Here is a 25,072-nt window from a genome sequence, read left to right as displayed (position 1 = left end):
CGGCCGGCCATGAGCGTCCCTCTCGACCTGGAAATCGGCGCCGACCCCGGCGTGATGCCTTCGCCCGATCGCCTGCGGCACATCCTCGAGGCCGGCATCGCCGCGCCATCGGCTGAGAACCGCCACTACGTTCGATTCGAGCTGCGTCCCGGCAGCGTCCAGCTGGCGTCGACCGACCTTCCCACATGGTCCGAGCAGCCGCATCGCAAGGTACTGGCCCTGATCGCCTGCGGCGCGGTGGTGGAGAACATGACCTTGCGCGCGGCCGCCTCGGGCCTGCTGCAGGCCACCCGCTGGCTGCCCGACCCGACGCGGCCCGACCTGATCGCCGAGTGCGTGTGGAGCGCCTGCGCGCCGACCACCGATGCGCTGGAGGCGGCAATCGGGGCGCGTCACACCAACCGTCGCTTCTTCCGCCGCAAAGCGGTTGCCCCCGTCGACGCAGACCGCATGACCGCGGCGGCCGAGGCGATTCCGGGTGCGCGCCTGCAGTGGCTCGACGACACGCGTCATCGCTCCCTGGGCTTGCAGGCGATCCGCATCGCCGAGGGCGAGCGCTTCAGGCGCGAGGCGCTGCACCACGAACTGTTCAGCGCCATCCGATTCGAGCTGGGTTGGCAGCAAAGCGCGGACGAGGGCCTGCCACCCGGAGCACTCGAAGTGGAGCCGCCGATGCGCGCGCCTTTCGCGGCGATGGCGCGCTGGCCGCTGATGCGCACGCTGGCGCGGGTGGGCGTGCATCACACGCTGGCGCTGAGGGCCGCCGATCTGCCGTGCCGGCTCGCTCCCCGCATCGGCCTGATCCTGTGCGATGCACCCAACGTGTCCTTGCGCTCGCTGGGGGCAGGACGGGCGCTGGAGCGTGCCTGGCTTGCGGCGACGGCCGCCGGCCTGGCATTCCAGCCGATGGCCGCGGCGATCGCGCTCGCGCACCAGCGGCCGGGTGGCGGATGGGTGTCGGAGGCAGTGCAGCAGCAGATCCGCGATCGCCTGCAGCGCCTGACCGGCGGCCGCGCCGAGTGCGCGTGCATGTTCTTCCGCGTGGGGCACGCTGCGCCCCCGAGCGTGGTGACGCAGCGACCCCCGATCGAGCACTTCGTTTCGCCGGCATTGCCTCTGTAGAAAAGTCACTTTCGGCGCCGCGTGACGGGCCGGTGACTGCAAGAACTACCGGGGTGGACCAACTGACTGCAACTTATGCAGGTTGATCCCCTGGAGGCGGTCGCAGACGGATGCAGCTCGTGACAAGGTCGCCCTTGTCAGCTGCTGTGCGCATGCGATGCGTGACGACGATTCGCCCGTAAGTCGAGGCGCAGCGCGGTGCGTGTATCCGGCGGGTAAGCAGCACGGCACCCACCCCCCTCGAACTGGGGGAGTTCCCTGCTTGAAATCGCTTCAGGCATGGTCGTTGCCCAAGTTACGCGTCGTCACCGCGCATTCGCCGTCAGCGGCGACGGCCCTGTATGTCAGCCAATGACGGGACTCGTCTTCAACCCTTGCACAAGGAATGGAATATGAAGAGACAACTTCACGCCTTGGCTGCCGCTGTCTTACTGAGTGCCGCCAGTTACTCCATGGCGCAAACAGTGAACATCGGTGGCCTCAATGTCCCCAGTGGGGCCAACTTCGCCGTCGCCTCGGTCTATGAAAACGTCGTTGCCAATGTGGGCGACGTGTTGGGCGGCGTCGGCGAAGTGACCCAGATCAACGGGATCAACATCAGCGACCTGTGCGCGGGTTGCGAGCTGACCTACACCTTCGGCGGCTACACGGTGACCAGCCTCACGGCCTCGGACGTCACGTTCAGCGGCGGCTGGATCAACTTCTACCTGGGCTTCGGCGCTGACAACGACTTCAATCCGTTCGGCAGCGCGAACTCGGGCGCCGACCTCGCCGCCGCATCCAACGGCGCGCTGTGGCTGACGCTCGCCGGGCACGAGATCGATGCCGACGGCAACACCTTCGCCGGTCACGGCACCGCCATCGGCACGACCTCGCCGGCGGGCACCGGCGCCGGTCTGGCCGATGTGGACCTGACGGGCTCGGCGAACGGCAACACGGCCGGCGGCGGCGCACTCGCCAACACGGCGTTCAACACGAACACCGTTCCGGCGGAGTTCGGCGCCCCGTTTGCGGACTTCCAGCTCGGATCGTCGTTCAGCGCGGTTCTGCTGCCGCATCCCGGTGAGTGCCCGGGCGGCCCGCTCTGCGTGGCCGGCAGCGCCGACATCCGTGGCGTGGGCGTGATCCCCGAGCCGCAAACCTATGCCCTGCTGCTGGCCGGGCTGGGCGCGGTCGGGTTCATCGCTCGCCGTCGCAAGCAGGTCTGAAGCGAGCCGTCTCGATAGCCAGGAGGAGATAGGAGAGAAGCGCACTTCGAAAGAAGTGCGCTTCGCCTTTTTTCGGGACACCCTCCCCAGGACAGTCCCCTTCCCCAGCCGCGGAAATGCCGCGACCATGGGCGCGATGAGCAACGACAAGCGCCCCACCACATTGCACGACGTCGCCGCGCGTGCCGGGGTTTCCATCGCCACCGTCTCCAAGTTCATCAACCGCCAGCAGCGCTTCTCGGCCGGCGTCGAAGCGCGCGTGCTCGAAGCGGTGGAGGCGCTGGCCTATCGTCGCAACCCGGCGGCGCACAGCATGGTCACCGGGCGCACGGGTACGCTGGGCCTGGCGGTGCTCGACATCGGCAACCCGCACTTCGCGAGCATGGTCAAGGGCGCCAACCGCGTCGCGCTGGCGCTCGGCTACAGCCTCATGGTGGTCGACCTGGAGGAATGTGCCGGAGCCGAGCTGCAGCAGTTGCAGGCGCTTGCCAGCCGGGTTGACGGGCTTGCTGTCAGCGCGCGCGTGCCCGGGCCCGCGATGCAGTGGCTGGTGCAGCAAAGTCGCCCCATCGTGTGGTTCGGCCGCTTCGAGGAGCCCGGCTGCGCCTGCGTGCGCACCGACGGCCGCGTGGCCGGTCGCCTGCTCGGCACCCATCTGCTCGAACGCGGCTTTCGGCGCGTGCTGTACGCCGGCTACGCCGCTTCGCGCTGGAGCGAGGACCGCGCCGAAGGGCTGGCGGCCGTCCTGTCCGAGGCCGGCGTGCCGCTGCAGCGCTGCGAATCGTCGACACCCTCGCTGGACGGTGGGCGGCTTGCCACCGATGCCTGGTTCCAGTCGGCGCTCAGGCCCGACGCAGTCGTCGGCTACAACGACATGATCGCCATCGGCTTCATGCGCGAGCTGCAGCGCCGCGGTGTTCACGTGCCCGACGAGGTCGGGGTGGCGGGCTTCGACAACGTGCCGCTGTGCGGCCTGCTGGAGCCGGAGCTGACCAGCGTCGACGTGCGCGGCGGACAGCAGGGCGAATCGGTGATCCGCGAGCTGCACGGGCTCATCACGCGCGAGCGCGTGCCGTCGGTCGTGGTGATCGAGCCGCAACTCGTCGAGAGACGTTCCACGGCGCGCGGCTGAAGCCGCGAAGGCTGCCGGTACAATCGCCTCTGTCATTGGGGAGTAGCCGCCCTTCCTGCCGAAGCACTTCGAGCATCCTGGAGGGGGCCTGCGTCAACACACTTGGCTTCATGCAAGCCATGGCGCAGGCGGTTCCCGCGCTTGGCAAGACCTTTGACCACGTTGCCTCCGGTTCGGCCGGGGAGGCTCGTGGTCGAACGGTTCGCCCGGCCTGGAAACCGATCTTGCACACCTTTCTCATCGCCACCGGCCTCGTCGGCCTCGCCGAAATCGGCGACAAGACCCAGCTCCTCGCCCTCGTCCTCGCCGCGCGCTTTCGCAAGCCCTGGCCCATCGTCGCCGGCATCCTCGCGGCAACGCTGATCAACCACGCGCTGGCCAGCGCACTCGGCGCATGGCTCGTGTCCGTGACCGGACCCCAGCTGATGCGCTGGATCCTGGGCATCGGCTTCATCGCCATGGCGCTGTGGACGCTGGTGCCCGACCGCTTCGACGAGGACGATGCGCCGCCGCGCTCGTCGCGAGGCGTGTTCGTGACCACCCTCGTCGCCTTCTTCATTGCCGAGATGGGCGACAAGACGCAGATCGCCACCGTCGCTCTCGCCGCGCGAGAGCAGGCGATGTGGGGCGTGGTGGCCGGGACGACGCTCGGCATGATGATCGCGAACGTGCCCGCCGTGCTTCTCGGCGACCGACTCTCGGGCCGGCTGCCCATCGCGTGGATGCACCGCGGCGCCGCGCTCGTCTTCGCGCTCCTGGGTGTCGCGACGCTGCTCTATTCGTAGGCCGTGGCCTTGTAGGCGATCGCGCACAGCGGTGCGCTCCCCTGCCCGACCGCCGAATCAGTCCTCCCCGGCAGACCGCCCCAGGCTGCGAATGCCAGCATGACATGCCGCCAGAGCGAAGGTGGCCATTCATGCACTGTCAAGGCAAAGGAGTTCCAGCATGACAAGCAAGTTGATGACCCTCAGCGCCGTTGCATCGGCACTGGTCCTCGCCGCCGGCTGCTCTTCGGTGAGCGAGAACACGGCGCCGCCTGCGTCCGGCACGATCGGCGCCTCGCCGTATTCCTCGTCGTCGTCGTCCACCGAGGCGGCGCAGTTCGGCTACGTGCGCAACATCCAGCAGCACGAGACGGCACGCCGGTCGTCCGGTGCGGGCGCGATCCTCGGCGCGGTGATCGGCGGTGCGCTGGGCAACCAGGTGGGCTCCGGATCCGGCCGCACCGCGGCCACCGCCATCGGCGCCGTGGGCGGTGCCGTGGCCGGCAACAAGATCGAGGAGAACCGCTCCGGCGGCCAGGCCTACTACCAGGTCGACGTGCGGCTCGACAACGGCGACTTCCGCTCGTTCGACTACTACGACGTGAACGGCTTGCGCGTGGGTGACCGCGTGCGCGTCGAAGGCAATCAGTTGCAGCGCTGGTAACCCGACCCACCAACACAACGGCAGCCCGAAGGGGCTGCCGTTGTGCTTTTTGCAGACGGATCGATCAGGCGAGCAGCATCGTGGTGCAGTCCTCTCAGTGGTTGAGCTTCTTCTCGAGCTCGGCCTTCGTCATGCCGGAGCGTCCCTTGATGTTGTGGGCCTTGGCTTCTTCGTAGAGCTGCGCATAGGTCCGCCCGCGCTCGCCGCTGTGCGAGTGCAGGCCGCCGCGGCGGCTGGCGGGCATGTCCTCGATCGAGGTGCGGCTCGCTTCCTTGGCCTCGCCGTGCTGTGCACGCTCCTTGTTCACCGTGCGGGCCGCAATCTCCTCGGCCACGTCTTCCTTCTTGCCGCGCTCGAGCAGGCCTTCCTTGATGTGCTCGTACTGGCGTTCACGCTTGTCGCTCCACGACCTGGGCATGGCAGCTCCTTTCGAATCAGCGTCCGGCGCCTGACATCGGCGTGGGCATTACCGGCGGCTCGCGCACCGGCACCGGGTTGTCGGAGGGTTGCGGATCATCGACGCCGGGTGGCGGAATTTCCGGACCGGGCGGCTTCGGGGGCTGCAGCGGCTCAGGCTGCGGCCCCGGCGGCGTGTCGTGTGCCATCAGGCCTCAGGGCTTGTCGGCCTTGCGCTTCGCCTTTTCCTTGATGTCCCCCACTTCGGCCTGGGCCTTGCCCTTGGCCTGGTCGATCTTGCCTTCGACGTCGAGCGACTTGTCGCCGGTCAGGTCACCGGCAGCATCCTTGACCTTGCCCTTTGCCTGGTCCACGCGTCCCTTGATCTGGTCCTTGTTCATGGCAATTCCTTTCACTCATCGGTGGAGAAACGAGGCCCTCGGCCCCATGCTCCATCGGCGGGCAAACCGCGGGCCCGGGCCAGCAAGGCGGGCGTCGCGATTGCTGCGCATGCAGCGATCGCCGAGGTCTTCGTCGGCATTCCTGCAGGAGGTATTTCAAATGGCTGAATCGACCATGGTGACCGGGCTCTTCCGCGACCGCGAAAGCGCAGAACGGGCGTATCAAGCCGTGACGGACCGCGGGTATACGCGCGACGACGTCAACGTCGTCATGTCCGACGAGACGCGTCGCCAGCACTTCGACAACGCCGGCGCAGCCACGGAACTCGGCAGCAAGGCCGCGGAAGGCGCCGGCATCGGCGGGGCCATTGGCGGCACGCTCGGAGCCATCGCAGCGGCCATCGCGGCCATCGGAACCAGCATCGCCATCCCCGGCCTCGGCCTGGTGGTGGCGGGCCCGGTGGCAGCGGCGCTCGCCGGAGCGGGCGCGGGCGCAGCGACCGGCGGCCTGGTCGGCGCGCTGATCGGCTGGGGCATCCCGGAGGAACGCGTCAAGCGCTACGAACAAGGCGTGCGAGAAGGCGGCATCCTGATGGGCGTGAAGCCGCGCTCCGAGGCCGATGCCGAGCACTTCGAGCAGGCCTGGCGCGACCATCGCGGGCTGGACGTCTACCGCTGAGCCCTGAAACGAAAACCGCCGCGACCAGCGCGGCGGTTGAGAAGAAAACACCGTCTCGAGCCCACGTCGCCCAATGAGTCGGGAGGAAGGGGGGAGGAGCGTCGCAGTTGGATGCTCGAGCCGGGAAAACGGGTGGAGGGTCCGCGCAACACGTCTTGTGAACGACTTGCGCCAGTCACTCCTTGCCGGCATTAACAGCAATCGCTGTACCAGCCAGCCAGGCCGCGCTCGATAACCGTCTTCACCGGGCGTCGGCCCGCATGGCGCCCGGGAAGCGAGAAGCGTCTCGGGTAAAGACCTTCGGCAAATCCTGGAAATGCTCGTAATTTGCTGTGCAGAACTTACCGGGGCAGCAGGGTCTTTCACGGGACGCTCCCCCGCGTCCCTTCCACCCCTCGCTGGCACCTCGTTTGCCGCGCACGGTGCGGCGGGTGCACAAGCCCGCGAGCGAGGAGACCCAATCCCCAATGAGCAAATCACGTCGCGTGCTCCTGATCGACGACAACCTGGACGCTGCCGAATCGCTGGCTCAATTGCTCGCCTTGTCCGGGCATGACACCCGCACGGCCGGCGATGGCGTCGGTGGCCTGCGCGTGGCAGCCGTGTTCCGTCCCGAGGTCGTGTTCTGCGACCTGGGCCTGCCGGGGATGAGCGGCTACGAAGTGGCCAGGCTGTTGCGCGAGCTTCCGTTCGGCCGCGACATGGTCCTGGCCGCGCTGACCGGCTATGGTCAGCCGTCGGACCGCGAGCGAACCGCCGAGGCGGGTTTCGATGCTCACCTCGTGAAGCCGGTGGACCCGGAAGTGATAGAGAGCTTCCTGGACGACAGCCGCGCGCCCTGACGCGCCGGGCGCTCAGGCGCTCGACGGATGCGGATCGGTGTCCTGCAACGCGTCGATCAGCGTGCGCAGCACGCGATCCGGATCGATCGGCTTGGCCACATGGGCGTCGAAGCCGGCGGCCAGCGCGCGCATGCGATCCTCGACCCGCGAGAACGCCGTCAACGCCAGCGCGATCACGTGAGGTCGGCGCTCCCCGCCTTCCATCTCGCGAACGCGGCGGATGAACGCATAGCCGTCTTCGTCGGGCATCGCGATGTCGGAGATGAGCGCATCGGGCAGTTCCTGTCGCGGCGCGTGCAGCAGGTAGTCGTAGGCGGTCGCCGCGCGGTCGAAGCTGTGCAGCTCGGCGCGGGCTCCTCTCAGGATGAGTCCCAGCGCCTCGCGTCCGTCCGCATCGTCCTCGACGATGACGATGCGCTTGCCCGCGAGGGGCGAGGCAAACTGGGGTGCGCTGACCGGCGTGTCGGCGGTCTTCTCGCTCAGGTGCTCGGGCAGCTCGATGGTGAAGGTCGTGCCCTGTCCCGCGCCGGCACTGTCCACGGAGATTCGACCGCCGTGCAGCTCGACGAGCTGCTGCGCGAGCGTCAGCCCCAGGCCGAGGCCGCTGGCGCGGCGGGTGCTCGAGCTGTCCGCCTGCTGGAAGCGTTCGAACACGAACGGCAGCTGCGCCGGCTCCAGGCCGACGCCCGTGTCCTTGACCTCGATCGACAACGACTCCGGCCCGCGGCGGCTGCACAGCGTCACGATGCCGTCCTCGGGCGTGAACTTGACCGCGTTCGCGAGCAGCTTGACCACGGCCTGTCGCAGCCGCTCGGGATCGGCGCGCACGATGCCGATGGCCGCATCGTGCGTCACGTCCAGCCGGATGCGCTTCTGCTGCGCAGCCGGCTGCACCGACTCGCACGCTTCCTCGAGCACGTTCGCCAGGGGCATGCGTTGCAGGTCGAGTTGAAGCTTGCCGCAAAGAATGCGCTGGCTGTCGAGCAGATCATCGACTAGGTGCGCCTGCGCCTGCGTGTTGCGGTCGATGGCATCCAGCGCCTTCAGCTGCGTCGCGTTGAGCCCGCCGCTGTGGCGCAGCACGTGCGCCCAGCCGCGGATCGCGTTCAAGGGTGAGCGCAGCTCGTGCGTCACCACCGCCACGAACTCATCCTTCGATGACGCGGCGGTCTCCGCCTGGCCGCGAGCCTCGCGCTCTCGCGCCAGCAGCTCCTCGTTCTCGATCTCCCGCTGCTTGCGCTCCGTCACGTCCTCGGCGATGCCGCCGATGCGCAAGGTGCGGCCGCTCCCGTCGCGAAGGTAGAAGCGCCGATCGCGGATCCAGCGGGTGTCACCGCCCCGCGCCTTGATCCGGTACTCGCGGACCATCTCGCCATGGGCCGGATCGTCGGCAAAGAACGGCGTCGGCAAGCTCTTGCCGTCGGGCGTCAGCACCGCGCGGTTCCATTGCGTCGGATCGCTCATCAGCCGGTCCGCGCGCACGCCCCACAACTGCTCGAACCGCGGGCTCACGTAGAGAAGGCACTGATGTGTCAGATCGGCCAGCCAGAAGACGTCGTCGCTGCTTTCCGCGAAGCGCTGGAAGTGCGCTTCGAAGGCATGCTTGGCACCCGAGCGGCGCGAGCCGGTCCCTCCCGCCGATGCGCCCTCCTTTGCCGAAGAGCGTCGTCGCTTGTCCCTGATTTCTGCGTCTTCGGCCTCTGACCTCATGCGGGTGGTCCGTGTTGCTTGCTGCTGGCACTCTGAAGGGGTAATGCGCAAGCGGCATGCCCGGGTTTTTCCCGAGCCAATGCGCCGGATCTACCACGGGCACCGTGATTCCCCCCGCCGCATGCGGCAGCGCTTACAGCGCCATGCAATTCACGCACACTCGCCACCGCGGGACACGCTCCTTCGTGACTCATGCCGGAGCCCCCTCCCGGAGGGCCTGGGGGAGCGACATCCCACCGTAAGCGGCAATGGCATGCCGCCCAGCGGCATGCCATTTGCCGCTATCCCTGGAGGCCCCCTTGCCGTCTGTGGTGGTGGCCGGTTTCCCGCAATCGACCTATGAAAGGACCACTTCCATGATCAACTTCATCGTTTGGCTGATAGTGGGCGGATTGGTCGGCTGGATCGCCAGCATGATCATGCGCACCGACGCGCAGCAGGGTGTCATCCTCAATGTCGTCGTCGGCATCATCGGTGCGGCAGTGGCCGGCTGGCTGATCTCGCCGCTGGTGGGGGTTCCAAGCATCAATCAGAGCTTCAGCGTCGGGGCATTCGTCGTTTCGCTGCTGGGCGCGGTGGTGCTGCTGGGCATCGTCAACCTGTTCCGCCGCGGCAGGGTGCGCTGACGCCTCCTCGTCATAGCTGATCGATCTCCGATTCGAGTTCCGCCGCGTTGCCGCCGTGCGGCCGCGTGGCGGAACGCCTGTTCGTCAACTTCCTAGGAGCACACCATGGACACCAACACCAGTGTGGGCGGCACCGCCGATGCGGTTGCCGACCGCATGGCCGATGCGACAGACGCTGCAGTGGAGCGCGGCTACTCGACCGTCGACCGGGCCGCGCAGGCCGCCCACGAAGCCATCGACAAGCTGGCCGCCAAGGCGGGACCGGCGTTCGAGCGGCTTCGCGGCAGCGCCAACAACGCGAGCCAGACGCTGCGCCAGAAGGCCGATCAGTTCGGCGAGCTGGAGGACGAGTGGGTCGATTCGGCGCGCACGTATGTGCGCGACAACCCGCTGACCGCGGTGGCCGTCGGCGTGCTGGCCGGCGTGATCCTGAGCAAGCTGACCTCATCGTCGCGCTGACAAGCGTGCAATGAAAAAGCCCGCCGGCATGCCGGCGGGCTTCTTCTTTTCATCCCCGCTTATTCGAGGCTGCTGTCATCGTCGCTGGACGGCGAGCGGGGCGAGCCGCCTTGCTGCGTGCGCGACGATTGGCCGGCGCTCGAGCGGTCCATGTCGGAGTCGCTGCTCTGGCGGTCGGCGCCGCTCTCGCGGTTCTGGCGCGATCCCTGGCCCGACTGGCTCGCCTGGCCGCCGCGGTCTCGCTCGGTGTTCTGCTGGCCCGAGCTGCCGCCGCCTTGCTGCTGTTCGCGTTGCGCGTCGCGCTGCTGACCTTGCTCTGCCTGGTTCTGACGGTTTCGCTGGTTCATCAAGACCTCCTTGGAGCGTTGAGTGCGGGATGCACGACCGTGTTCGGGCAATGCCTATGCCCGTGACCACGCCCCCGCCCACCGTCCCCAGCGTTGTCACCACGACATGTCGCGCCGTTGCATAACTGCAAGCGCATGCATTTCATGCACGGCGACGGAGCGCGTGCGAGGCACCGCGTTTGCTGCCTGCGGAAGGTGTTCAAGCCAGGAGCCATCACCATGGCACGCAGCAGCATCACCGGCGCCGATCGCGCGCCCACGCAAGCCGAGGGTCGGGACGTCGAGACACTGGGACCCAGCGACACGTCGGACAGCGGCAGCGACGTGCAAGGCGAGCTCGAGCTCGCGCCTCCCATCGATCTCGACAACCCGATCGCCGGACAGGTGCAGCCGGGTCTCGGCAGCGACTCCGACTCCGGCGGGACCGGTGAGCGCGGAGCCGCCCTCACCGACGAGGAAGGCGGCGAAGGCGCCGACATCCTGCCCGACAGCATCCGCAGCCTCGCCGACGAAGCCGACGCGTCGGAAGACGTCGCGGCCGAGGCCGAGCTCGAATTCGCCGAGCTCACCGATGCAGACGACTTCGCCGTTCCAGACGACGACGAGGACGACGACGCAAGCTGATACCCGACATGCGGGCATGGCGCTTGCCATGAGTGCACCGACAGCGCTTCGGCCGCATGCGCCGAAGGCTCACGGGAGGGTGCAGTCTTGACGAGCGCGATCTTCACCGGCCTGGGGGGCCCGCCGGTCACGCCGCCGCAGCAGCGCGCGGTCTTCATCGACAAGGACGGCACGCTGGTCGAGAACGTGCCGCACAACGTGGACCCCGCGAAGCTGCGCTTCACGCCCCACGCGATGGAAGGCCTGCGACTGCTGGCCGACAGGGGCTTCCAGCTCATCGTCGTGACCAACCAGCCCGGGCTGGCCTACGGGCTGTTCACGCGCAGCGCCCTCACGCGGCTTCAGCTGGCGCTGGCCGAGATGATGCAGCGCGACGGCGTGCGACTCACCGACTTCTATGCCTGCCCGCATGCCCCCGGCCCCGCCGGCCCCGTGCAAGGCTGCCTGTGCCGCAAACCGGCCCCGGGCCTGCTGCGCCAGGCCGCGCGCGCCCACGCTCTCGATCTGAAACGCTCGTGGATGATCGGCGACATCCTGGACGACGTAGAGGCCGGCCGGCGCGCCGGCTGCCGCACGGTGATGCTGGACGTCGGCCACGAGACGGTGTGGCGCATGTCCCCGCTTCGCACGCCGCACGTGAAAGCAGCGGACCTGCTCGAGGCGGCGCGAGCCATCGTGCAGGCCGACGATGCAGAGCGCAGCATGCTGCCCGCCGAGTTGCCGCCGCCGGAAGCACCGGATGCGCGTGGCGTGCGCCGCGCCGGCACGGTGCCTCGCCGTCCGCCATTGCCTTGCGCACGCGGGCAGGGGCCGACCCTGCAGGGGAGCCCTTCATGACCGCCTGGCTGGCCGCCCGCAACATCCTCGCGGTGCGACTCGACAACCTCGGCGACGTCATCATGACCTCGCCCGCGATCGCGGCGATGAAGCACAGCAGCCCCGGGGTGAAGGTCACGCTGCTTGGGTCGCGGGCGGGCGCGGCGACGCTGGGCCACGTGCCGGCGCTGGACGACGCCATCGTCTACGACGCGCCGTGGACCAAGGGCGCCGGCAGCCGCGACCCGCTGGCCGACCGCCGCCTGGTCGACGAGCTGTCCCGACGGGCCTTCGACGCCGCCGTCATCTTCACCGTCTGCACGCAGAGCGCGCTGCCGGCGGCGCTGATGTGCCGCATGGCCGGCATTCCGCTGCGGCTCGCGCACAGCCGCGAGAACCCGTACGAGCTGCTGACGCACTGGGTGCAGGACGCCGAGGTCTGCGCCACGGGCATGCGCCACGAGGTGACGCGCCAGCTCGACCTGGTGCGCTCGGTGGGCTTTCACGCCTGTGACGAGCGCATGCAGTTCCGCTATCCGGCCGCCGACGTGCTGAGCATGCGGCGCAAGTTCGTCGAGGCCGGCGGCGACCTGCTGCGTCCGTACGTCGTCGTGCATCCCGGCGCCACCGCCGCTTCGCGCCGCTACCCGGCGGAGCGCTTCGGCATCGCGGCGCAGGCCATCGTCGACGAAACCGGCTGCCAGGTGGTGTTCACCGGCGGCGCCGACGAGAAGCCGCTGATCGAAGCGGCGCAGTCGCGCATGGAGGATCCGGGCGTCTCGCTCGCCGCCCAGCTGAGCCTGGGCGAGCTGGCCGCCCTGATCGCCGGCGCCCAGGTGATCGTCTGCAACAACAGCGGGCCGGTCCACATCGCCGCGGCCGTCGGCACGCCGGTCGCGGTGCTGTATGCGCTGACCAATCCGCAGCACACGCCGTGGCGCGTGTCCTCGCGGGTGCTGAACCACGACGTGCCCTGCCGCAACTGCCTGAAGAGCGTGTGTCCCGAGAAGCACCACGACTGCCTCGAGCGCGTCGACCCCGGCGAGGTTGCCGGCGCCGCACTGGACCTCATCCGCACCCTGCCCGGCGTGCCGCTGAGCCCGCACACGCACCGGCCGGTGGCGCCGCTGATGGCGGGAGGCTGAGTGGGCGGCGACCTCAGCGCGTCCTGGCGCGGCGAGCCGGCGCCGCAGCGCATCGGCGTCTTTCGCGCGCTGATGCTGGGCGACCTGCTGTGCGCCGTGCCGGCGCTGCGCGCGCTCAAGCGTGGTTGGCCGCATGCCGAGCTCACCCTGATCGGGCTTCCGTGGGCCCGCGAGCTGGCCCAGCGGCTGTGGATGGTCGACCGCTTCATCGAGTTTCCCGGCTTTCCCGGGCTGCCCGAATCCATCGCAGACATCGCGGCGCTTCCGCAATTCCTGCAGCACATGCAGGCGCAGCAGTTCGACCTGCTGCTGCAGATGCACGGCAGCGGCCGCATCACCAACCCGCTGATGGCCGCCTGCGGTGCACGCCACACCGCCGGCTTCGTCGAGCCTGGCAGCTACACGCCGGAGCCGGACCTGTTCGTTCCGTGGCCGTCGCAGGGTCACGAGATCGATCGGCTGCTGACGCTGGTCGACAGCCTGGGATTGCCGCGCTGCGGCGATGCGCTGGAGTTCCCGCTCAACGACACCGACCGCATCGAGCTCGCCGGCATGTGGCCGGGCGCCTACGGTGCCCACCCCTACGTGTGCGTGCACGCCGGCGCCCAGCTGCCGTCGCGGCGCTGGCCTGCCGAGCGCTTCGCGGAAGTTGCCGACGCGCTCGCCGCACGCGGCTGCACCATCGTGCTGACGGGCACCGCCGCAGAAGCGGCGCTGGCCGGCCAGGTGGCGCAGGCCATGCGCCACCCGGCGATCGACCTGTGCGGCAAGACCTCGCTCTGGACGCTGGGGGCGCTGGTGGAGCACGCCCGGCTGGTCGTCTGCAACGACACCGGCATCTCGCACATCGCGGCCGCACTGGGAACCGAGAGCGTCGTGGTCAGCTCTGGCGCCGACGTGTCGCGGTGGGCGCCGCTGAACCGCGAGCGCCACACCGTGCTGTGGCAGCTGACGCCGTGCCGGCCCTGCAGCTTCGTGCGCTGCCCGTACGACCACGAGTGCGCCAAGGCGATCACGCCGGAGATGGTGATCGCGACCACGCACACCGAGCCGGTGGCGGAAGCCGAGCATGCCTGAGCGGCGGCTGCGCGTGCTCACGTGGCACGTCCACGGCAACTACCTCTACTACCTCACGCAGGTCCCGCACGACTTCTACCTGGTCACCGACGCCGAGCGCTCCACTCACCACACGGGGCGCAGCGGTCGCCTGCCGTGGGGCGACAACGTGCACGAGGCACCGGTGGAGCGCATCGCGCAGATGGAATTCGACGTCGTGCTGTTCCAGTCGCGTGAGGCCTACGACAGCGAGCAGTACCGCATCCTGAGCCCGGCACAGATGTGCCTGCCGCGCATCTATCTCGAGCACGACCCGCCCCAGGAGCATCCGACGAACACCAGGCACTGGGTGGACGACCCGCAGGTGCTGCTGGTGCACGTGACCCACTTCAATGCGCTGATGTGGGACTCGGGCAGCACGCCCACCCGCGTCATCGAGCATGGCGTGCTGCCGCTGGCCGAGGCACGCTGGCGCGGCGAGCTCGAGACCGGGCTGGTGGTGGTCAACAACCTGGATCGCCGCGGTCGCCGGCTCGGCGCCGATGTCTACGAGCAGGTGCGGCGGCAGGTGCCGCTCACGCTGGCCGGGATGGGGGCCGAGCGCATCGCCGGCGGCATCGGGGAGGTGGCGCAGGACGCATTGCCCGCGCTGATGGCCAGCCACCGCTTCTTCTTCCACCCGATCCGCTACACCAGCCTCGGCCTGTCGGTCATCGAGGCGATGATGGTCGGCATGCCGATCGTCGGCCTGGCCACCACGGAGCTGCCCACCGTCATCGTCGACGGCGACAGCGGGTTCGTGGACACGCGCGTCGATCGCCTCATCGACGCCATGCAGCGGCTGCTGCGAGATCCTGCCGAGGCGCGCCGGGTGGGCGACAACGCGCGCCGGGTGGCACTGGAGCGCTTCAACATCCGCCGTTTCGCGGCCGACTGGAGCGATGCGCTGCGCAGCGTCGCGGTGTGAGCCGGGTACGGCCCTTGCCGCGTGCCCAGCATCTGTCCCATTTTTCCCCGGAGGTGTACCCATGAAGCCGATCGCTACGCGTACGTTCTTCTCGACGGTGCTGGCGCTCTCGCTGGCCGGACTCGCCTCGGCGCAGGGCACCGGCCCCGCCGCCACGGGCGGCAACACCGGCTCGACGGGCTCCAGCGGCAAGGCGGCCGCGCAGGCCGGCAAGAGCGAAGCCGATGCCAAGAGCGCAGTCAAGGGCGATGCCGGCAAGCTCGCGAGCGCCGATGTCGCGTTCCTGAAGCAGGCGGCACAAGGCGGCCTGGCGGAGGTCGAGAGCAGCAAGCTGGCCGTCAGCAAGGCGTCGAACACGCAGGTGAAGGGCTTTGCCCAGCAGATGGTCGACGACCACACCAAGGCGAACGAGGAGCTCAAGGCGCTGGCATCCGCCAAGGGCGTCGCGCTGCCCACGGAGCCTTCGGTGGCACAGAAGGCCAAGCTCAAGTTGCTGGAGTCGGCCGACGGTGCGAGCTTCGACCGCCGCTATGCCGACAGCATGGGCGTGGCCGCGCACGAGGACACGGTCAAGCTGTTCCAGAAGGCGTCCACCAGCGCCGCCGACCCGCAGGTGAAGGCGTTCGCCACCAAGACGCTTCCCACGCTGCAGCACCACCTGCAGATGGCCAAGGACCTCAAGTCGACGACGTCCAAGGACGGCGACGTCAGCGCGAGCGGCACCGGCAAGGCCAAGGGCACCACGCCCAAGCAGTGAGCGCGGGGACGAGGGCCGGCCGTGGGCCGCCCGTGGGCCGCCCCTCACCCCTGCCCTGACCCGCCGGCGGGAGAGGGAGCGGCCCGAGGCGCCGGCGGATCCGGCTCGGTGTCGAGCGCGGCACCGGGATCCTCTTCGCCGGCGATCGATTCCTCGCTGAGGTCGACAGGGGCGGGCTGATGCGACTTGTCGGGGGGCGCAGGGTCAGGTGGATTCATGGTGGTTCCTCATGACGACGGTGTGCCAGCAAGCCCGTCGCAAGGCACCCGCTGCATCGGGTAGTCGATCCCCCGCGGCGCCCCGTTGCGCATCCCCTCGATGCGAGCATGCAGCTTCTGTCCTTCGCGGCGGTAAAGGATGCGCTGCGGGAAGTCATGCTGGGGGTTCTCGAACATCACCTCGCCGTCGCCGACGCGCGCGGCCGTGAACATGGCGGTCTTCTGCCCCGACGGGGTCGCGATGTACACGAGCCGACCATCGACCTCGCGGATCTGCAGGAACTCGTGCTCCACGGTGCGGCCCTGCCTCACCGTTCGCCCGATGCCGAGCATGGTGCCGCCGGCAAGCGGCATCCAGTGCTCGCCCGAGCCGGCATCGCCGGACTCGCTGCGCCAGCAGCCCGCCAGCCAGCCGAGACGGGTGAGCGCGGTGTCCTCGGCGCGCACCGGCACGACGACCAGCAGGGCGAGAAGCAGCAGCATGCGACGGTCCATGGCGACCCTCCGTGGGATGGCCGCAGTATGACGCTGCGCCATCAGGCCGTCGCGAGGAATTCGAGCAGCTGCGCCTCCGCCGCCGACAGGCCGGTGCGGCGGCTGCCCGCCGCGGCTGCGCAAGGCTGGCCGGCCTGCTCGAGCACCCCGGGGTGCACGTACGACTTGCGGCACACCGCCACGGTGTTGCCGAGTCGCTTCGCGACCTCTCCCAGGATGTCGGGGGCCGCGCGACCCTGCCGGACCAGGGCGAGTGCATGCACCGTCGCATGCCACGTGCGGAAGTCCTTGGCCGTGAAGTCGGCATCGCTGGCCTCGCGCAGGTAGTCGTTGACATCGGCCGACCCGACGCAGCGGATGCTGCCGTCGTCGTCCTCGAACTCGAACAGCTCCTGCCCCGGCATCGCCTGGCACCGGCGCACGATGCGCGCCACCCGCGGATCCTCGATGGAGACGTCGTGGACGATGCCGTGCTTGCCGCGAAAGCGCAGCCGCAGGCTGCTGCCCTGCACCGCCGCGTGCCGGTTGCGCAGCGTGGTCAGGCCGTACGAGCCGTTGGTGCGCGCGTATTCGTCGTTGCCGATGCGCAGCAGCGTGGTGTCGAGCAGGCGCACCAGCGCGGCCAGCACCGCGTGGCGGTCCGGATGGCCGTTGGCAGGCCGCGCCAGGTCGCGCTGCACGCGGCGGCGGATGCGCGGCAGCGCACAGCCGAACTCCAGCATGCGGGCGAACTTGTCGGCATCACGCGCCAGCCGCCATTCGGCGTGGTAGCGGTACTGCTTGCGCCCGCGCGCGTCGCGCCCCGTGGCCTGCAGGTGGCCATGCGGCAGCGGGCAGATCCAGACATCGGTGTACGCCGGCGGGATCGCCAGCTTGCGGATGCGCTCCAGCGCGGTGGCATCGCGCAGCGGCTTGCCGTCCGGCAGCCGGTAGGCGAAGCGCTCGCCGCGGCGTACGCGCCTGATGCCCGGCATCGCGTCGGTGACGTACACCAGCCCCGCCGGCGCCTTCACGTCCGGCGCGCCGCCGCCGACCACCAGCCGCTTCGGCGAACGCTGCGCCCGGGCGACCGTCGCGGGTGAAGCGATGGCGTCCAAGCGTGGCTCAGCCTTTGCCAGCGCCCGGGAGCTTCTCCGCGGCCTCGAGGTGCTTCTTCAGCGTGGGCAGCGTGCTCTGCGCGAAGTTCTTGACATCCGGGCTCTGTGCAGCCTGGCTCGCCTTCTCGAACTCGCCGATGTCGTGCCGGTGGTCACCGATGCCAACCATCTTCACGAAGCGGCGGTCGAACTCGGGGCCCGACAGCGTGGCCAGCTGCTCGAGCTCGCGCTTTTTGTCCTGCGGCAGCGACGCGGGCAGCGCCAGGCTGTGGCCCGTCGCGATCTGACGCAGCTTCTCGTTCGCCGCGTTGTGATCGTCGACCAGCATCCTGGCAAAGGTCTTGATGGCCGGATCGGTGGCCTTGTCGGCCGCGACCTTCGCGACTTCCACCTCGAACTGTCCGGCTTCGGCCGCCTTGGTGACGAAGTCGATGTCGGCAGCGGGCAGCGGCGCGGTCGCCGCGGCGCCGCTGATCGCGGCGGTGGGCTGGCTCCGGACCATCTCGCCCGGCAGCTGCGCCGGGGCCGCATCGCGCCCCGCAGCCGTCGGCGCCTTCGTCTGCGCGACGCTGGCGTCGGTGTTGCCGGGCTGCGAAGCGACCCGCTCGCTGCGGTCCTTGCAGCCCGCGAGTCCCAACGCGACGGCCAGCGCCATCGCCGATGCAGCGGCGGTGTGCGTCGTCTTCATCTCAACTCCCCGGGTAAAACGGTTCGGAACTTCCTACAGCTGCTGCTTGGCACGGTCGCGCAGCGCCTTGATCTGGTCGTGGTTGCGCTGAACCCCCAGCTCCTGGCGTTGCACCAGCGCCAGCAGCGGCTCGGGAAGCTCCTGCTTCAGCGCCTTGCGATAGCGCGCCAGCGCGGCGTCCTCGCCACGCTCGCATTCGTCCAGCATGGCCTGGTCGGAGAAGCCGACCAGCGAGCCGCGCACCGCCACCCAGCCGCGATGCAAGGCGCCGGAGGCGCTGCCGCCGACGTCGGCCTTGCCGCCGTACTGCACGACGTACGGCTGCAGCTCGGCCGCGGCGGTCTTGCATTCGGCCGCGCGCTGAAGGAACAGCGAGCGCAGCTCGCTCGAGGAAGTGTGCTTGGCGCAGGCGGTGAAGCCGTACTCCCCGTCCTTGGAGGTCTCGATCAGGTCGTTCAAGGTGTCGACGATGTCATCGTTGGACATGGTGAGGTCCTTTCGTTGATGCGGTAGAGACATGAGGCAGGCAGCGTGCCCAACGCACGGCTCCCGGGTGCGAAGCGGCACGCCGTTTGCCGCGCCGGCCTTCATGGAAGGCCTCTTCGCCGATGTCGCGGCAGGAACGCATGTGGTCGACGCGACGATGTTCTGGAGCGCGACCGGCGGCGGCGTGCGCCGCTACCTGCTGGCCAAGCACGCCTGGATCACGCGCAACACCGGCTGGCGCCACACCATCGCAGCGCCGGTGGCGGACCTGCCCGGCATCGCGCCGCTGCCGGCGGTGCGACTGCCCGGCTGCGGGGGCTACCGCCTGCCGCTGCGTCGGCGCGCCCTGGCGTCTTCGCTGGAGGCGCTCAACCCGCACGTCATCGAAGCGGGCGACCCGTACCGCCTGGCGTGGGCGGTGCTGGACACCGCCGACACGCTGGGCATTCCGGCGGTGGCGTTCTGCCATTCCAACCTCGAGCTGCTCGCCGCGCAGTTCGCCGGCCCGCTGGCTCGCGCTGCCGCGGCGGCGGCGCGGCGCTACGCCCGCCGCCTCTATCGCCACTTCGACCTGGTGTTCGCCCCCAGCGAGGCGATGAAGCGGCGCTTGCTCGACTGGGGCGTCGAGCAGGTCGCCTGCCAGCCGCTGGGCGTGGACACGCAGGCGTTTCATCCGGCGCGGGCCAGCCGGACATGGCGCCAGCGGCTGGGCCTGCCCGACGACGCGCGCGTGCTGGTGTACGCCGGCCGGTTCGCACCCGAGAAGCACCTCGACGTGCTGGCCGAGGCGGTGCGCCGGCTCGGCCCGCCTTACGTGATGCTGGCCATCGGCGCAGGCCCCGCGCCGCCGGCGGGCGACCGGGTGATCGTGCGGCCGTTCATCGCCGAGCCGATGCAGCTGGCGCGGGCCCTGGCCGGCGCCGATGCCTTCGTGCACGCCGGCGACCAGGAAACCTTCGGCTTGTCGGTGCTCGAGGCGATGGCCTGCGGCACGCCCGTCATCGCACGCGCGGCAGAAGGCCTGGCCGAGCTGGTGGACAACAGCGTGGGCGTGGCCGTGCACAACGGCCGCAGCGACAGCTTCGCCCAGGCGATCTCGTGCCTGTTCTGCCAGGACCGCACCGAGCTGTCGCGCCGCGCACGCGAACGTGCCGAGTCGTACGACTGGAACCAGATGCTGCCGCTGCAGCTGATGCACTACCGCCATCTGCTGCGCGGCGGTGCACGCAAGGAACGCGGCATGTCGCCGCCGCGTCGCTCGCCGGCCGGCCTGCCTCAATGAAGCCTTCGCTGGCGGTGGTGGTGCACGACGTGGCACCGGCAACGCAGCCGGCGTGCCAGCGCCTGCTCAAGGCGATCGACGAGGTCGCGCCCGGCCTGCCCGTCACGCTGCTGGTGGTGCCGCGTTATCACCTGGCGCCGCCCTCGGCCGCCTTCATCGAATGGATCGCGGGGCGCTACGCACGCGGCGACGAGCTCGCGCTGCACGGCTACACGCACGTCGATGACGGCGAGCCGCACAACATCGTCGACCACGTGAAGCGGCGCCACTACACGCGCGGCGAAGGCGAGTTCGCCGCGCTGTCGATGACCGACGCGACACGACGCATCACCGCCGGCATGCGCTGGTTCGAGCGCCACGCCTTCGTGCTGAGGGGCTTCGTCGCACCGGCCTGGCTGATGAGCGAAGGCACGTGGGAGGCGCTGCGCTGGGTCGATCTGAGCTACACCTGCACGCTGCGCCGGCTGGTGCTGCTGCCCGATCGCCGCCAGCTGGTCAGCCAGAGCGTGGTCTACAGCACCGCCAGCGCGTGGCGGCGCCAGACCTCGCTGGCCTGGAACGCCGCCGTCGCGGCCGTGCTGCGCCACAACCCGCTGCTGCGCCTGGAGCTCCACCCCAGCGATGCAGACCATCCGGCGATCCTGCGCTCGTGGCAGCGCGTGCTGGAGGCCAACGTGGCGCGCCGGCGTCCCGGCACGCTGGCCGATGTCGCCGACCGCTTCCGCATCAGCACCGACTGGGACCTGATGGGAACTGGTCTAGACCACGACGAGCATGAACCCGGCGGTGACCGCCCCGATCGTCGCGCCGACCGCGACGTCGCTCGGGAAGTGCAACCCGAGGACCACGCGTGACAGGGCGATCAGCACGGCGAAGCCCCACAGCGGCCATGCCAGCGCCGGGTAGTAGTGCCCCAGCAGCAGGGCGAATGCGACGGCGTGCGTGGTGTGCCCGCTCGGGAAGCTGAACTCGTCCAGAGCGCGGCAGCAGGCGCGTATGCCCGGACAGGACACCGACGGCCGGGGGCGCGCGACACGCTGCTTCAGCGCGGAATAGAAGACGAAGTTCACGACGCCCAGCGCCACCATGTACAGCGCGCATTTCCAGCCCTCGGGTCCGCCCCAGAAGGGCAGCGTCGCGACCATGACGTACCAGAGGACGCCATCGCCGAGCCGGCTCACCAGCAGCAGCGTGGCCAGCACGGCGGGGCTGTCGGCGCCGCGATGCAGCCACAGCGCGACCGTGCGCTCGCGCTCGGTCCACAGGCGGCGACGGCCATCAAGCAGCAAAGGCGGCCTCCTCGGCGGTGGCGCCCGCGCTGCGGGCCACCGTGTCGGCCAGGCGTGACTCGAAGCGGGTCAGCACGTCCTTCCAGCTCGCGCGCAGCGCCGCGGCACGCGCGTTCTCGCGAACCGCCGCGAGGTGCTCGTGCTGCCACGCCAGGCTGCAGGCGGCCGCGATGAACGCCTTGTCGTCTCCCGGCGGCGCGAGCTGTCCGCTGTCGCAGTCCTCGACATGCTCGGCCGCGGCCGCGACATCGAAGGCCACCACCGGCAGACCCGAGGCCAGGGCTTCGAGGGTCACGTTGCCGAAGGTCTCCGACAAGCTCGGGAAAAGGAACAGGTCGGCCGAGGCATAGTGCTCGGCGAGCGCCTCGCCGCGCTGCACGCCGACGAAGCATGCATGCGGAAACTCGGTCTGCAGGCGTTGCCGCTGCGGCCCGTCGCCCACGACCACCATGCGCGCCTGCGGCGCCTGCAGGCGCACCGCCTCGAAGGCGCACAGCGCCAGCGCGACGTTCTTCTCGGCGGCAAGCCGTCCCACGTACAGCAGCACCGGGCCCTCGCCGGCGCCCCATTGCTCGCGCAGGACCGAGGAACGCCTGCCGGGGCTGAACATCGCGGTGTCGACGCCGCGGCCCACGACATCGAGGCGCTCGAAGCCGGCGGCGGTCAGTTCATCGCGAAGCGCCCGCGTCGGCACGAAGGTCCTCTGGGTTCGGTTGTGGAAGCGCCGCAGGTAGTCGTGGACCACCGGCGACAGCCAGCCGAATCCGTAGTACCGGCTGTACTGGTGGAAATTGGTGCGGAAATCCGAGCTCACGGGCAATCGCAAGGCCTGGGCCGCGCGCAGTGCAGCCCAGCCGAGCGGTCCTTCGGTGGCGATGTGCACGATCTGCGGCCGGGTGCGCTCGAAGCGGCGCTTCAGCGTGCCGCTGGCGGCCAGGCCCATGCGCAGGTCCGGATACATGGGAATCGGGCATCCCGCGGTGCGCAGCTCCGTGCGCGATTCCAGGGCCGCCTCGCCGGCTTGACGCGGGCGGATCAGCTCGACCTGATGCCCGTGCTGGCGCAGATGCCGCACGGTGCGTTCGACGGTCAGCGCCACGCCGTTGAGCTCAGGCGGATAGGTTTCGGTCACGTAGGCGATGTGCACGAATGTTTCCGATCGGTGACGACGTGCTATTTCAGCAATCGACGTACCCTGCGCGCCCGGCGCGCGGCACACCGCGTGCTTCGAAAGCCAGGCATCTCATCTCCTTGCAGGTCATGGACTGGCAACTTCTACTGGAGCGGCTCCGCCAGCTCGACGTCACGCTGTTCACGCTGGGGGGCGTGCCGCTGAGCGCCTCATCGGCGCTCAAGCTGCTGCTGCTGCTGGCCCTCGTGTGGTGGCTCGCCGGCTGGCTGAGGCGCTGGATGGTGAACCACGCGCTGGCGCAGCACCTGGACATCGGCACGCGCCAGGCGGTGGGCTCCATCGTGCGCTACACGGTGATCGTTGCGGGCTACGCGCTGGTGCTCCAGAACGCCGGCCTGAACCTCTCGGCGCTGGGCGTGCTGGCCGGCGCGGTCGGCGTGGGCGTGGGCTTCGGCTTGCAGAACGTCGTCAGCAACTTCATCAGCGGACTCATCATCACGCTGGAGCGTCCGATCAAGGTGGGCGACCGCGTGGAGGTCGGCGGCATCGAAGGGGTCGTGCAGGAGATCGGCGCGCGCCGCACGACGGTGATCACCAACGACCGCATGGCGATCCTCGTGCCGAACCAGCGCTTCATCCTCGACAACGTGGTCAACCAGGTCTACGAGGAGACGCCGATCCGCCTGCGCATCGCCGTGCAGGTGCAAAGCAGCACCGACCACGAGCTGATGCGCCGGCTGCTGTGCGAAGCGGCCAGCGAGCATCCGCAGGTGCTCCCGGAGCCGGCCCCCGAAGCGCTGATCACGGCGCTCGGCGGGCCCGCCACGGCCTACGAACTGGCCGTGTGGCACGAGGCGCGCGGGCCCCGGCGGCAGCAGCTGGCGAGCGAGCTGGCGTATCGGGTCGGTGCGAAGCTGAGGGCGAACGAGATCAAGGGGGCGTAGCGCTTCGCCCCACCGCACGCTACAGAAGAAACTCGAAGCGCCGCGCCAGGGCCTCGCGCATGCGCTGGAACCAGCCGCGCCGGTGCCATTCCTCCAGCGTCACCTCGCGGCTGGCCGCGACGTCGCGGCGGAAGACGGCTTCCATCTCGGCCCCGAAGCCGCCGTCGAGCACGATCGCATTCGCTTCGGCGTTGTGCACGAAGCTGCGCCAGTCGAGGTTGGCCGAGCCGACCGCCGCCCAGACGCCGTCGATGACGGCCGTCTTGGCATGCAGCAGCGCCCCTTCGCGCTCGAACACGCGCACGCCCGCCTGCAGCAGCCGGCCGTAGTGCGAGCGGCCGGCATGCAGCGGCGCCCAGGCATCGCTGCGGCTCGGCAGCACCAGCTGCACGTCCACGCCGCGGCGCGCGGCCGCCGCCAGTGCGCGCAGCAGGCGGCGTGTCGGCACGAAGTACGCGGTGGTGAGCATCACGCGCTGCTGGGCGGCGTCGATGGCCCGCAGCAAGGCGCGGTAGAACGGATTGCGCCGGCGCCCCGCCTCGCAACAGGCGATCGCGGCTCGATGCGGGCCCACTGAAGGCAGCGGCTTCGGACGATCGTCTTCCACGATGCGCTCGCGGGCGTGCCGGTTCCAGTGGTCGACGAACAGCGCCTGCAGATCGCCCACCAGCGGGCCTGCGATGCGCACATGGGTGTCTCGCCACGGCGGCGGGGGTTTCGCGTCGTTCGCATGCCGCGCCTGCTCGGACGAGGAGCCGGCGGAATAGACCCCGCTGATGTTGACTCCGCCGAGAAAGGCCACGCGACCGTCGACGACCAGCAGCTTGCGGTGGTCGCGCAGGTGCACCGAGCGGCTGAGCAGGCTGCCCCAGGAGCGCAGCGGGTTGTACTCGCAGACCTGCACGCCGGCGTCGCGCAGCAGCTGGAAGTACGACGAGCGCGTGCCACGGGAGCCGAAGCCGTCGTACAGCAGGTGGATGCGCACGCCCTCCCTGGCCTTGGCGAGCAGCCGCTGCGCGAGCTCCGCGCCCGGACCCTCGGCTTCGACGATGTAGCTCTCGAGGTGGATGTGCTCGCGCGCCGCGGCGATGGCGTCGAACATCGCCGCATAGGTGGCCGGGCCGTCGATCAGCAGCTCGAAACGATTGCCGGCGACCAGCCGACGCCGCAGGGCGCGCATCAGCACGCGCGCATGGCGGCGCAACGGCTGCCATGCGGGGGGATCGTCGCGCCGGCCGGCAGGCAGGCGCAGGAGCGTCCAGGCCGCTGCGGGCAAGGCGGCCAGACGCCGCGCGCCGTGGAGCGCGGTGGCCGTTCCCTTGTGGAGGAGGTGGTCGGTCAGCGGTTCGCCGATGCCGGTGTCGACAGGCTTTGTCGGCGGCATGGGCGATCAGGCGCCGTCAGCCGCGGCGCTTGTCGCTGCCGCGTCCGGGCGCCGCGCTTTTCGGATGCTTGGGATGGCGGCGCGGGTCGAGGTTGGCGTGGTCGACGGGCTCACGGGTCGGATGATCGGCGGGACGGTCGGCACGAACGGTGTACTGCATGGTGGGACTCCAGAGTCGCTTCGGCGCGGCGGGGAGCAAGGCAATCCCTGCAACCGTGTCGAAGGTCACACTCCGCATCAGCAATCGGTGTGCCGTGGGACTCTCCCCGGCCCGCCTCACGCGGATCCGGGAAAACGCTTGATAGGAGGTACAGGCGCGATGTAGTTCCTGCGAGCGGTTCG

General features: G+C 69.7%; 31 protein-coding genes and 1 riboswitch. Of the genes, 18 read left to right on the top strand and 13 right to left on the bottom strand.

Features of this window, described 5'->3' with window-relative positions; translation table 11 throughout:
• The first annotated feature begins 9 nt into the window (after positions 1-9).
• From P7V53_RS14920 to P7V53_RS14900, 5 genes are all read left to right on the top strand, one after another.
• A complete protein-coding gene (locus P7V53_RS14920; protein WP_280156257.1) occupies positions 10-1,122 on the top strand; it encodes a hypothetical protein in 1,113 nt (370 codons plus the stop codon).
• Between the two features lie 392 nt (positions 1,123-1,514).
• The gene (locus tag P7V53_RS14915; RefSeq protein ID WP_280156256.1) at positions 1,515-2,330 is read left to right on the top strand and encodes a PEP-CTERM sorting domain-containing protein; all 816 of its coding nucleotides are present in this window, start codon (positions 1,515-1,517) and stop codon (positions 2,328-2,330) included.
• A gap of 136 nt (positions 2,331-2,466) precedes the next feature.
• The gene (locus tag P7V53_RS14910) at positions 2,467-3,462 is read left to right on the top strand and encodes a LacI family DNA-binding transcriptional regulator (RefSeq protein WP_280156255.1); all 996 of its coding nucleotides are present in this window, start codon (positions 2,467-2,469) and stop codon (positions 3,460-3,462) included.
• A gap of 25 nt (positions 3,463-3,487) precedes the next feature.
• A riboswitch (yybP-ykoY riboswitch) is annotated at positions 3,488-3,681 on the top strand.
• A 5-nt stretch (positions 3,682-3,686) separates the two neighbouring features.
• Entirely contained in the window at positions 3,687-4,247 is a 561-nt protein-coding gene (locus tag P7V53_RS14905; RefSeq protein ID WP_280156254.1) for a TMEM165/GDT1 family protein, read from the top strand.
• 160 nt (positions 4,248-4,407) lie between these two features.
• Positions 4,408-4,890 (top strand): glycine zipper 2TM domain-containing protein, encoded by a 483-nt coding sequence (locus P7V53_RS14900; RefSeq protein WP_280156253.1) that lies wholly within the window; start codon positions 4,408-4,410, stop codon positions 4,888-4,890.
• A gap of 94 nt (positions 4,891-4,984) precedes the next feature.
• Here the strand turns inward: P7V53_RS14900 and P7V53_RS14895 are convergent, their stop codons facing one another.
• Together P7V53_RS14895 and P7V53_RS14890 are read right to left on the bottom strand one after the other, a co-directional pair.
• Positions 4,985-5,308, bottom strand: coding sequence for a plasmid stabilization protein (locus P7V53_RS14895; protein ID WP_280156252.1), 324 nt, complete (start codon positions 5,306-5,308; stop codon positions 4,985-4,987).
• A gap of 193 nt (positions 5,309-5,501) precedes the next feature.
• Positions 5,502-5,687, bottom strand: coding sequence for a CsbD family protein (locus P7V53_RS14890; protein ID WP_280156251.1), 186 nt, complete (start codon positions 5,685-5,687; stop codon positions 5,502-5,504).
• 160 nt (positions 5,688-5,847) lie between these two features.
• On the opposite strand from P7V53_RS14890, the gene P7V53_RS14885 reads away from it, so the two are divergent.
• Together P7V53_RS14885 and P7V53_RS14880 are read left to right on the top strand one after the other, a co-directional pair.
• Positions 5,848-6,366 carry a hypothetical protein gene (locus P7V53_RS14885; protein WP_280156250.1) on the top strand — a complete coding sequence of 173 codons (519 nt, stop codon included), beginning with the start codon at positions 5,848-5,850 and terminating at the stop codon, positions 6,364-6,366.
• Positions 6,367-6,851: 485 nt separating this feature from the next.
• Positions 6,852-7,208 (top strand): response regulator, encoded by a 357-nt coding sequence (locus P7V53_RS14880; RefSeq protein WP_280156249.1) that lies wholly within the window; start codon positions 6,852-6,854, stop codon positions 7,206-7,208.
• 12 nt (positions 7,209-7,220) lie between these two features.
• Here the strand turns inward: P7V53_RS14880 and P7V53_RS14875 are convergent, their stop codons facing one another.
• Positions 7,221-8,918: an ATP-binding protein gene (locus P7V53_RS14875; protein WP_280156248.1), complete on the bottom strand. Its 1,698-nt coding sequence runs from the start codon at positions 8,916-8,918 to the stop codon at positions 7,221-7,223.
• A gap of 359 nt (positions 8,919-9,277) precedes the next feature.
• On the opposite strand from P7V53_RS14875, the gene P7V53_RS14870 reads away from it, so the two are divergent.
• The gene (locus tag P7V53_RS14870) at positions 9,278-9,544 is read left to right on the top strand and encodes a GlsB/YeaQ/YmgE family stress response membrane protein (RefSeq protein WP_280156518.1); all 267 of its coding nucleotides are present in this window, start codon (positions 9,278-9,280) and stop codon (positions 9,542-9,544) included.
• A gap of 105 nt (positions 9,545-9,649) precedes the next feature.
• Complete coding sequence (locus P7V53_RS14865) at positions 9,650-10,003, top strand: hypothetical protein (RefSeq protein WP_280156247.1); 354 nt, start codon at positions 9,650-9,652, stop codon at positions 10,001-10,003.
• Positions 10,004-10,062: 59 nt separating this feature from the next.
• Here P7V53_RS14865 and P7V53_RS14860 read toward each other — a convergent pair whose 3' ends face one another.
• Positions 10,063-10,350 carry a hypothetical protein gene (locus P7V53_RS14860; protein WP_280156246.1) on the bottom strand — a complete coding sequence of 96 codons (288 nt, stop codon included), beginning with the start codon at positions 10,348-10,350 and terminating at the stop codon, positions 10,063-10,065.
• A gap of 219 nt (positions 10,351-10,569) precedes the next feature.
• Here P7V53_RS14860 and P7V53_RS14855 point away from each other — a divergent pair, with 219 nt between their 5' ends.
• From P7V53_RS14855 to P7V53_RS14830, 6 genes are all read left to right on the top strand, one after another.
• Complete coding sequence (locus tag P7V53_RS14855) at positions 10,570-10,974, top strand: hypothetical protein (RefSeq protein WP_280156245.1); 405 nt, start codon at positions 10,570-10,572, stop codon at positions 10,972-10,974.
• An 87-nt stretch (positions 10,975-11,061) separates the two neighbouring features.
• On the top strand, positions 11,062-11,811 hold the full coding sequence (locus P7V53_RS14850; protein ID WP_280156244.1) for an HAD family hydrolase: 750 nt from the start codon (positions 11,062-11,064) through the stop codon (positions 11,809-11,811).
• Positions 11,808-12,935, top strand: a complete 1,128-nt coding sequence (locus P7V53_RS14845) for a glycosyltransferase family 9 protein (protein WP_280156243.1) — start codon at positions 11,808-11,810, stop codon at positions 12,933-12,935. Before P7V53_RS14850 ends, P7V53_RS14845 begins: the two co-directional genes overlap by 4 nt.
• A complete protein-coding gene (locus P7V53_RS14840) occupies positions 12,936-14,012 on the top strand; it encodes a glycosyltransferase family 9 protein (RefSeq protein ID WP_280156242.1) in 1,077 nt (358 codons plus the stop codon).
• Positions 14,005-14,958, top strand: coding sequence for a glycosyltransferase family 4 protein (locus P7V53_RS14835; protein WP_280156241.1), 954 nt, complete (start codon positions 14,005-14,007; stop codon positions 14,956-14,958). The genes P7V53_RS14840 and P7V53_RS14835 overlap by 8 nt, the downstream gene beginning before the upstream one ends.
• A 61-nt stretch (positions 14,959-15,019) precedes the next feature.
• Positions 15,020-15,715: a DUF4142 domain-containing protein gene (locus tag P7V53_RS14830; protein WP_280156240.1), complete on the top strand. Its 696-nt coding sequence runs from the start codon at positions 15,020-15,022 to the stop codon at positions 15,713-15,715.
• A 44-nt stretch (positions 15,716-15,759) separates the two neighbouring features.
• On the opposite strand, the gene P7V53_RS14825 is transcribed toward P7V53_RS14830, so the two are convergent.
• The 5 genes from P7V53_RS14825 to P7V53_RS14805 all read right to left on the bottom strand — a co-directional run bounded on the left by P7V53_RS14825 (position 15,760) and on the right by P7V53_RS14805 (position 18,699).
• Positions 15,760-15,933, bottom strand: coding sequence for a hypothetical protein (locus P7V53_RS14825; protein ID WP_280156239.1), 174 nt, complete (start codon positions 15,931-15,933; stop codon positions 15,760-15,762).
• 9 nt (positions 15,934-15,942) lie between these two features.
• The gene (locus tag P7V53_RS14820; protein WP_280156238.1) at positions 15,943-16,428 is read right to left on the bottom strand and encodes a DUF6265 family protein; all 486 of its coding nucleotides are present in this window, start codon (positions 16,426-16,428) and stop codon (positions 15,943-15,945) included.
• Positions 16,429-16,469: 41 nt separating this feature from the next.
• Positions 16,470-17,441, bottom strand: coding sequence for a DNA topoisomerase IB (locus P7V53_RS14815; protein ID WP_280156517.1), 972 nt, complete (start codon positions 17,439-17,441; stop codon positions 16,470-16,472).
• Positions 17,442-17,532: 91 nt separating this feature from the next.
• A complete protein-coding gene (locus tag P7V53_RS14810; RefSeq protein ID WP_280156237.1) occupies positions 17,533-18,213 on the bottom strand; it encodes a DUF4142 domain-containing protein in 681 nt (226 codons plus the stop codon).
• Positions 18,214-18,246: 33 nt separating this feature from the next.
• The gene (locus P7V53_RS14805; RefSeq protein WP_280156236.1) at positions 18,247-18,699 is read right to left on the bottom strand and encodes a PA2169 family four-helix-bundle protein; all 453 of its coding nucleotides are present in this window, start codon (positions 18,697-18,699) and stop codon (positions 18,247-18,249) included.
• Between the two features lie 103 nt (positions 18,700-18,802).
• Here P7V53_RS14805 and P7V53_RS14800 point away from each other — a divergent pair, with 103 nt between their 5' ends.
• Both P7V53_RS14800 and P7V53_RS14795 read left to right on the top strand, forming a co-directional pair.
• A complete protein-coding gene (locus P7V53_RS14800) occupies positions 18,803-19,981 on the top strand; it encodes a glycosyltransferase (protein WP_280156235.1) in 1,179 nt (392 codons plus the stop codon).
• Positions 19,978-20,835, top strand: coding sequence for a polysaccharide deacetylase family protein (locus P7V53_RS14795; RefSeq protein WP_280156234.1), 858 nt, complete (start codon positions 19,978-19,980; stop codon positions 20,833-20,835). Before P7V53_RS14800 ends, P7V53_RS14795 begins: the two co-directional genes overlap by 4 nt.
• Here P7V53_RS14795 and P7V53_RS14790 read toward each other — a convergent pair.
• Together P7V53_RS14790 and P7V53_RS14785 are read right to left on the bottom strand one after the other, a co-directional pair.
• The gene (locus P7V53_RS14790) at positions 20,740-21,270 is read right to left on the bottom strand and encodes a phosphatase PAP2 family protein (RefSeq protein WP_280156233.1); all 531 of its coding nucleotides are present in this window, start codon (positions 21,268-21,270) and stop codon (positions 20,740-20,742) included. The two genes, P7V53_RS14795 and P7V53_RS14790, sit on opposite strands and share 96 nt — an antisense overlap.
• A complete protein-coding gene (locus tag P7V53_RS14785) occupies positions 21,260-22,417 on the bottom strand; it encodes a glycosyltransferase family 1 protein (protein ID WP_280156232.1) in 1,158 nt (385 codons plus the stop codon). Before P7V53_RS14785 ends, P7V53_RS14790 begins: the two co-directional genes overlap by 11 nt.
• Before the next feature lie 113 nt (positions 22,418-22,530).
• Between P7V53_RS14785 and P7V53_RS14780 the strand changes: the two genes are divergently transcribed.
• A complete protein-coding gene (locus tag P7V53_RS14780) occupies positions 22,531-23,346 on the top strand; it encodes a mechanosensitive ion channel domain-containing protein (protein ID WP_280156231.1) in 816 nt (271 codons plus the stop codon).
• 19 nt (positions 23,347-23,365) lie between these two features.
• On the opposite strand, the gene P7V53_RS14775 is transcribed toward P7V53_RS14780, so the two are convergent.
• Entirely contained in the window at positions 23,366-24,730 is a 1,365-nt protein-coding gene (locus P7V53_RS14775; RefSeq protein ID WP_280156230.1) for a phospholipase D-like domain-containing protein, read from the bottom strand.
• Positions 24,731-24,746: 16 nt separating this feature from the next.
• Complete coding sequence (locus tag P7V53_RS14770) at positions 24,747-24,890, bottom strand: hypothetical protein (protein WP_280156229.1); 144 nt, start codon at positions 24,888-24,890, stop codon at positions 24,747-24,749.
• Positions 24,891-25,072 lie beyond the last annotated feature (182 nt).

It is taken from the genome of Piscinibacter sp. XHJ-5, assembly GCF_029855045.1.
Lineage (GTDB): Bacteria > Pseudomonadota > Gammaproteobacteria > Burkholderiales > Burkholderiaceae_C > Albitalea.
Note: the sequence above shows the minus strand (reverse complement) of the source record. Positions and strands in the feature narration are given on the sequence as shown.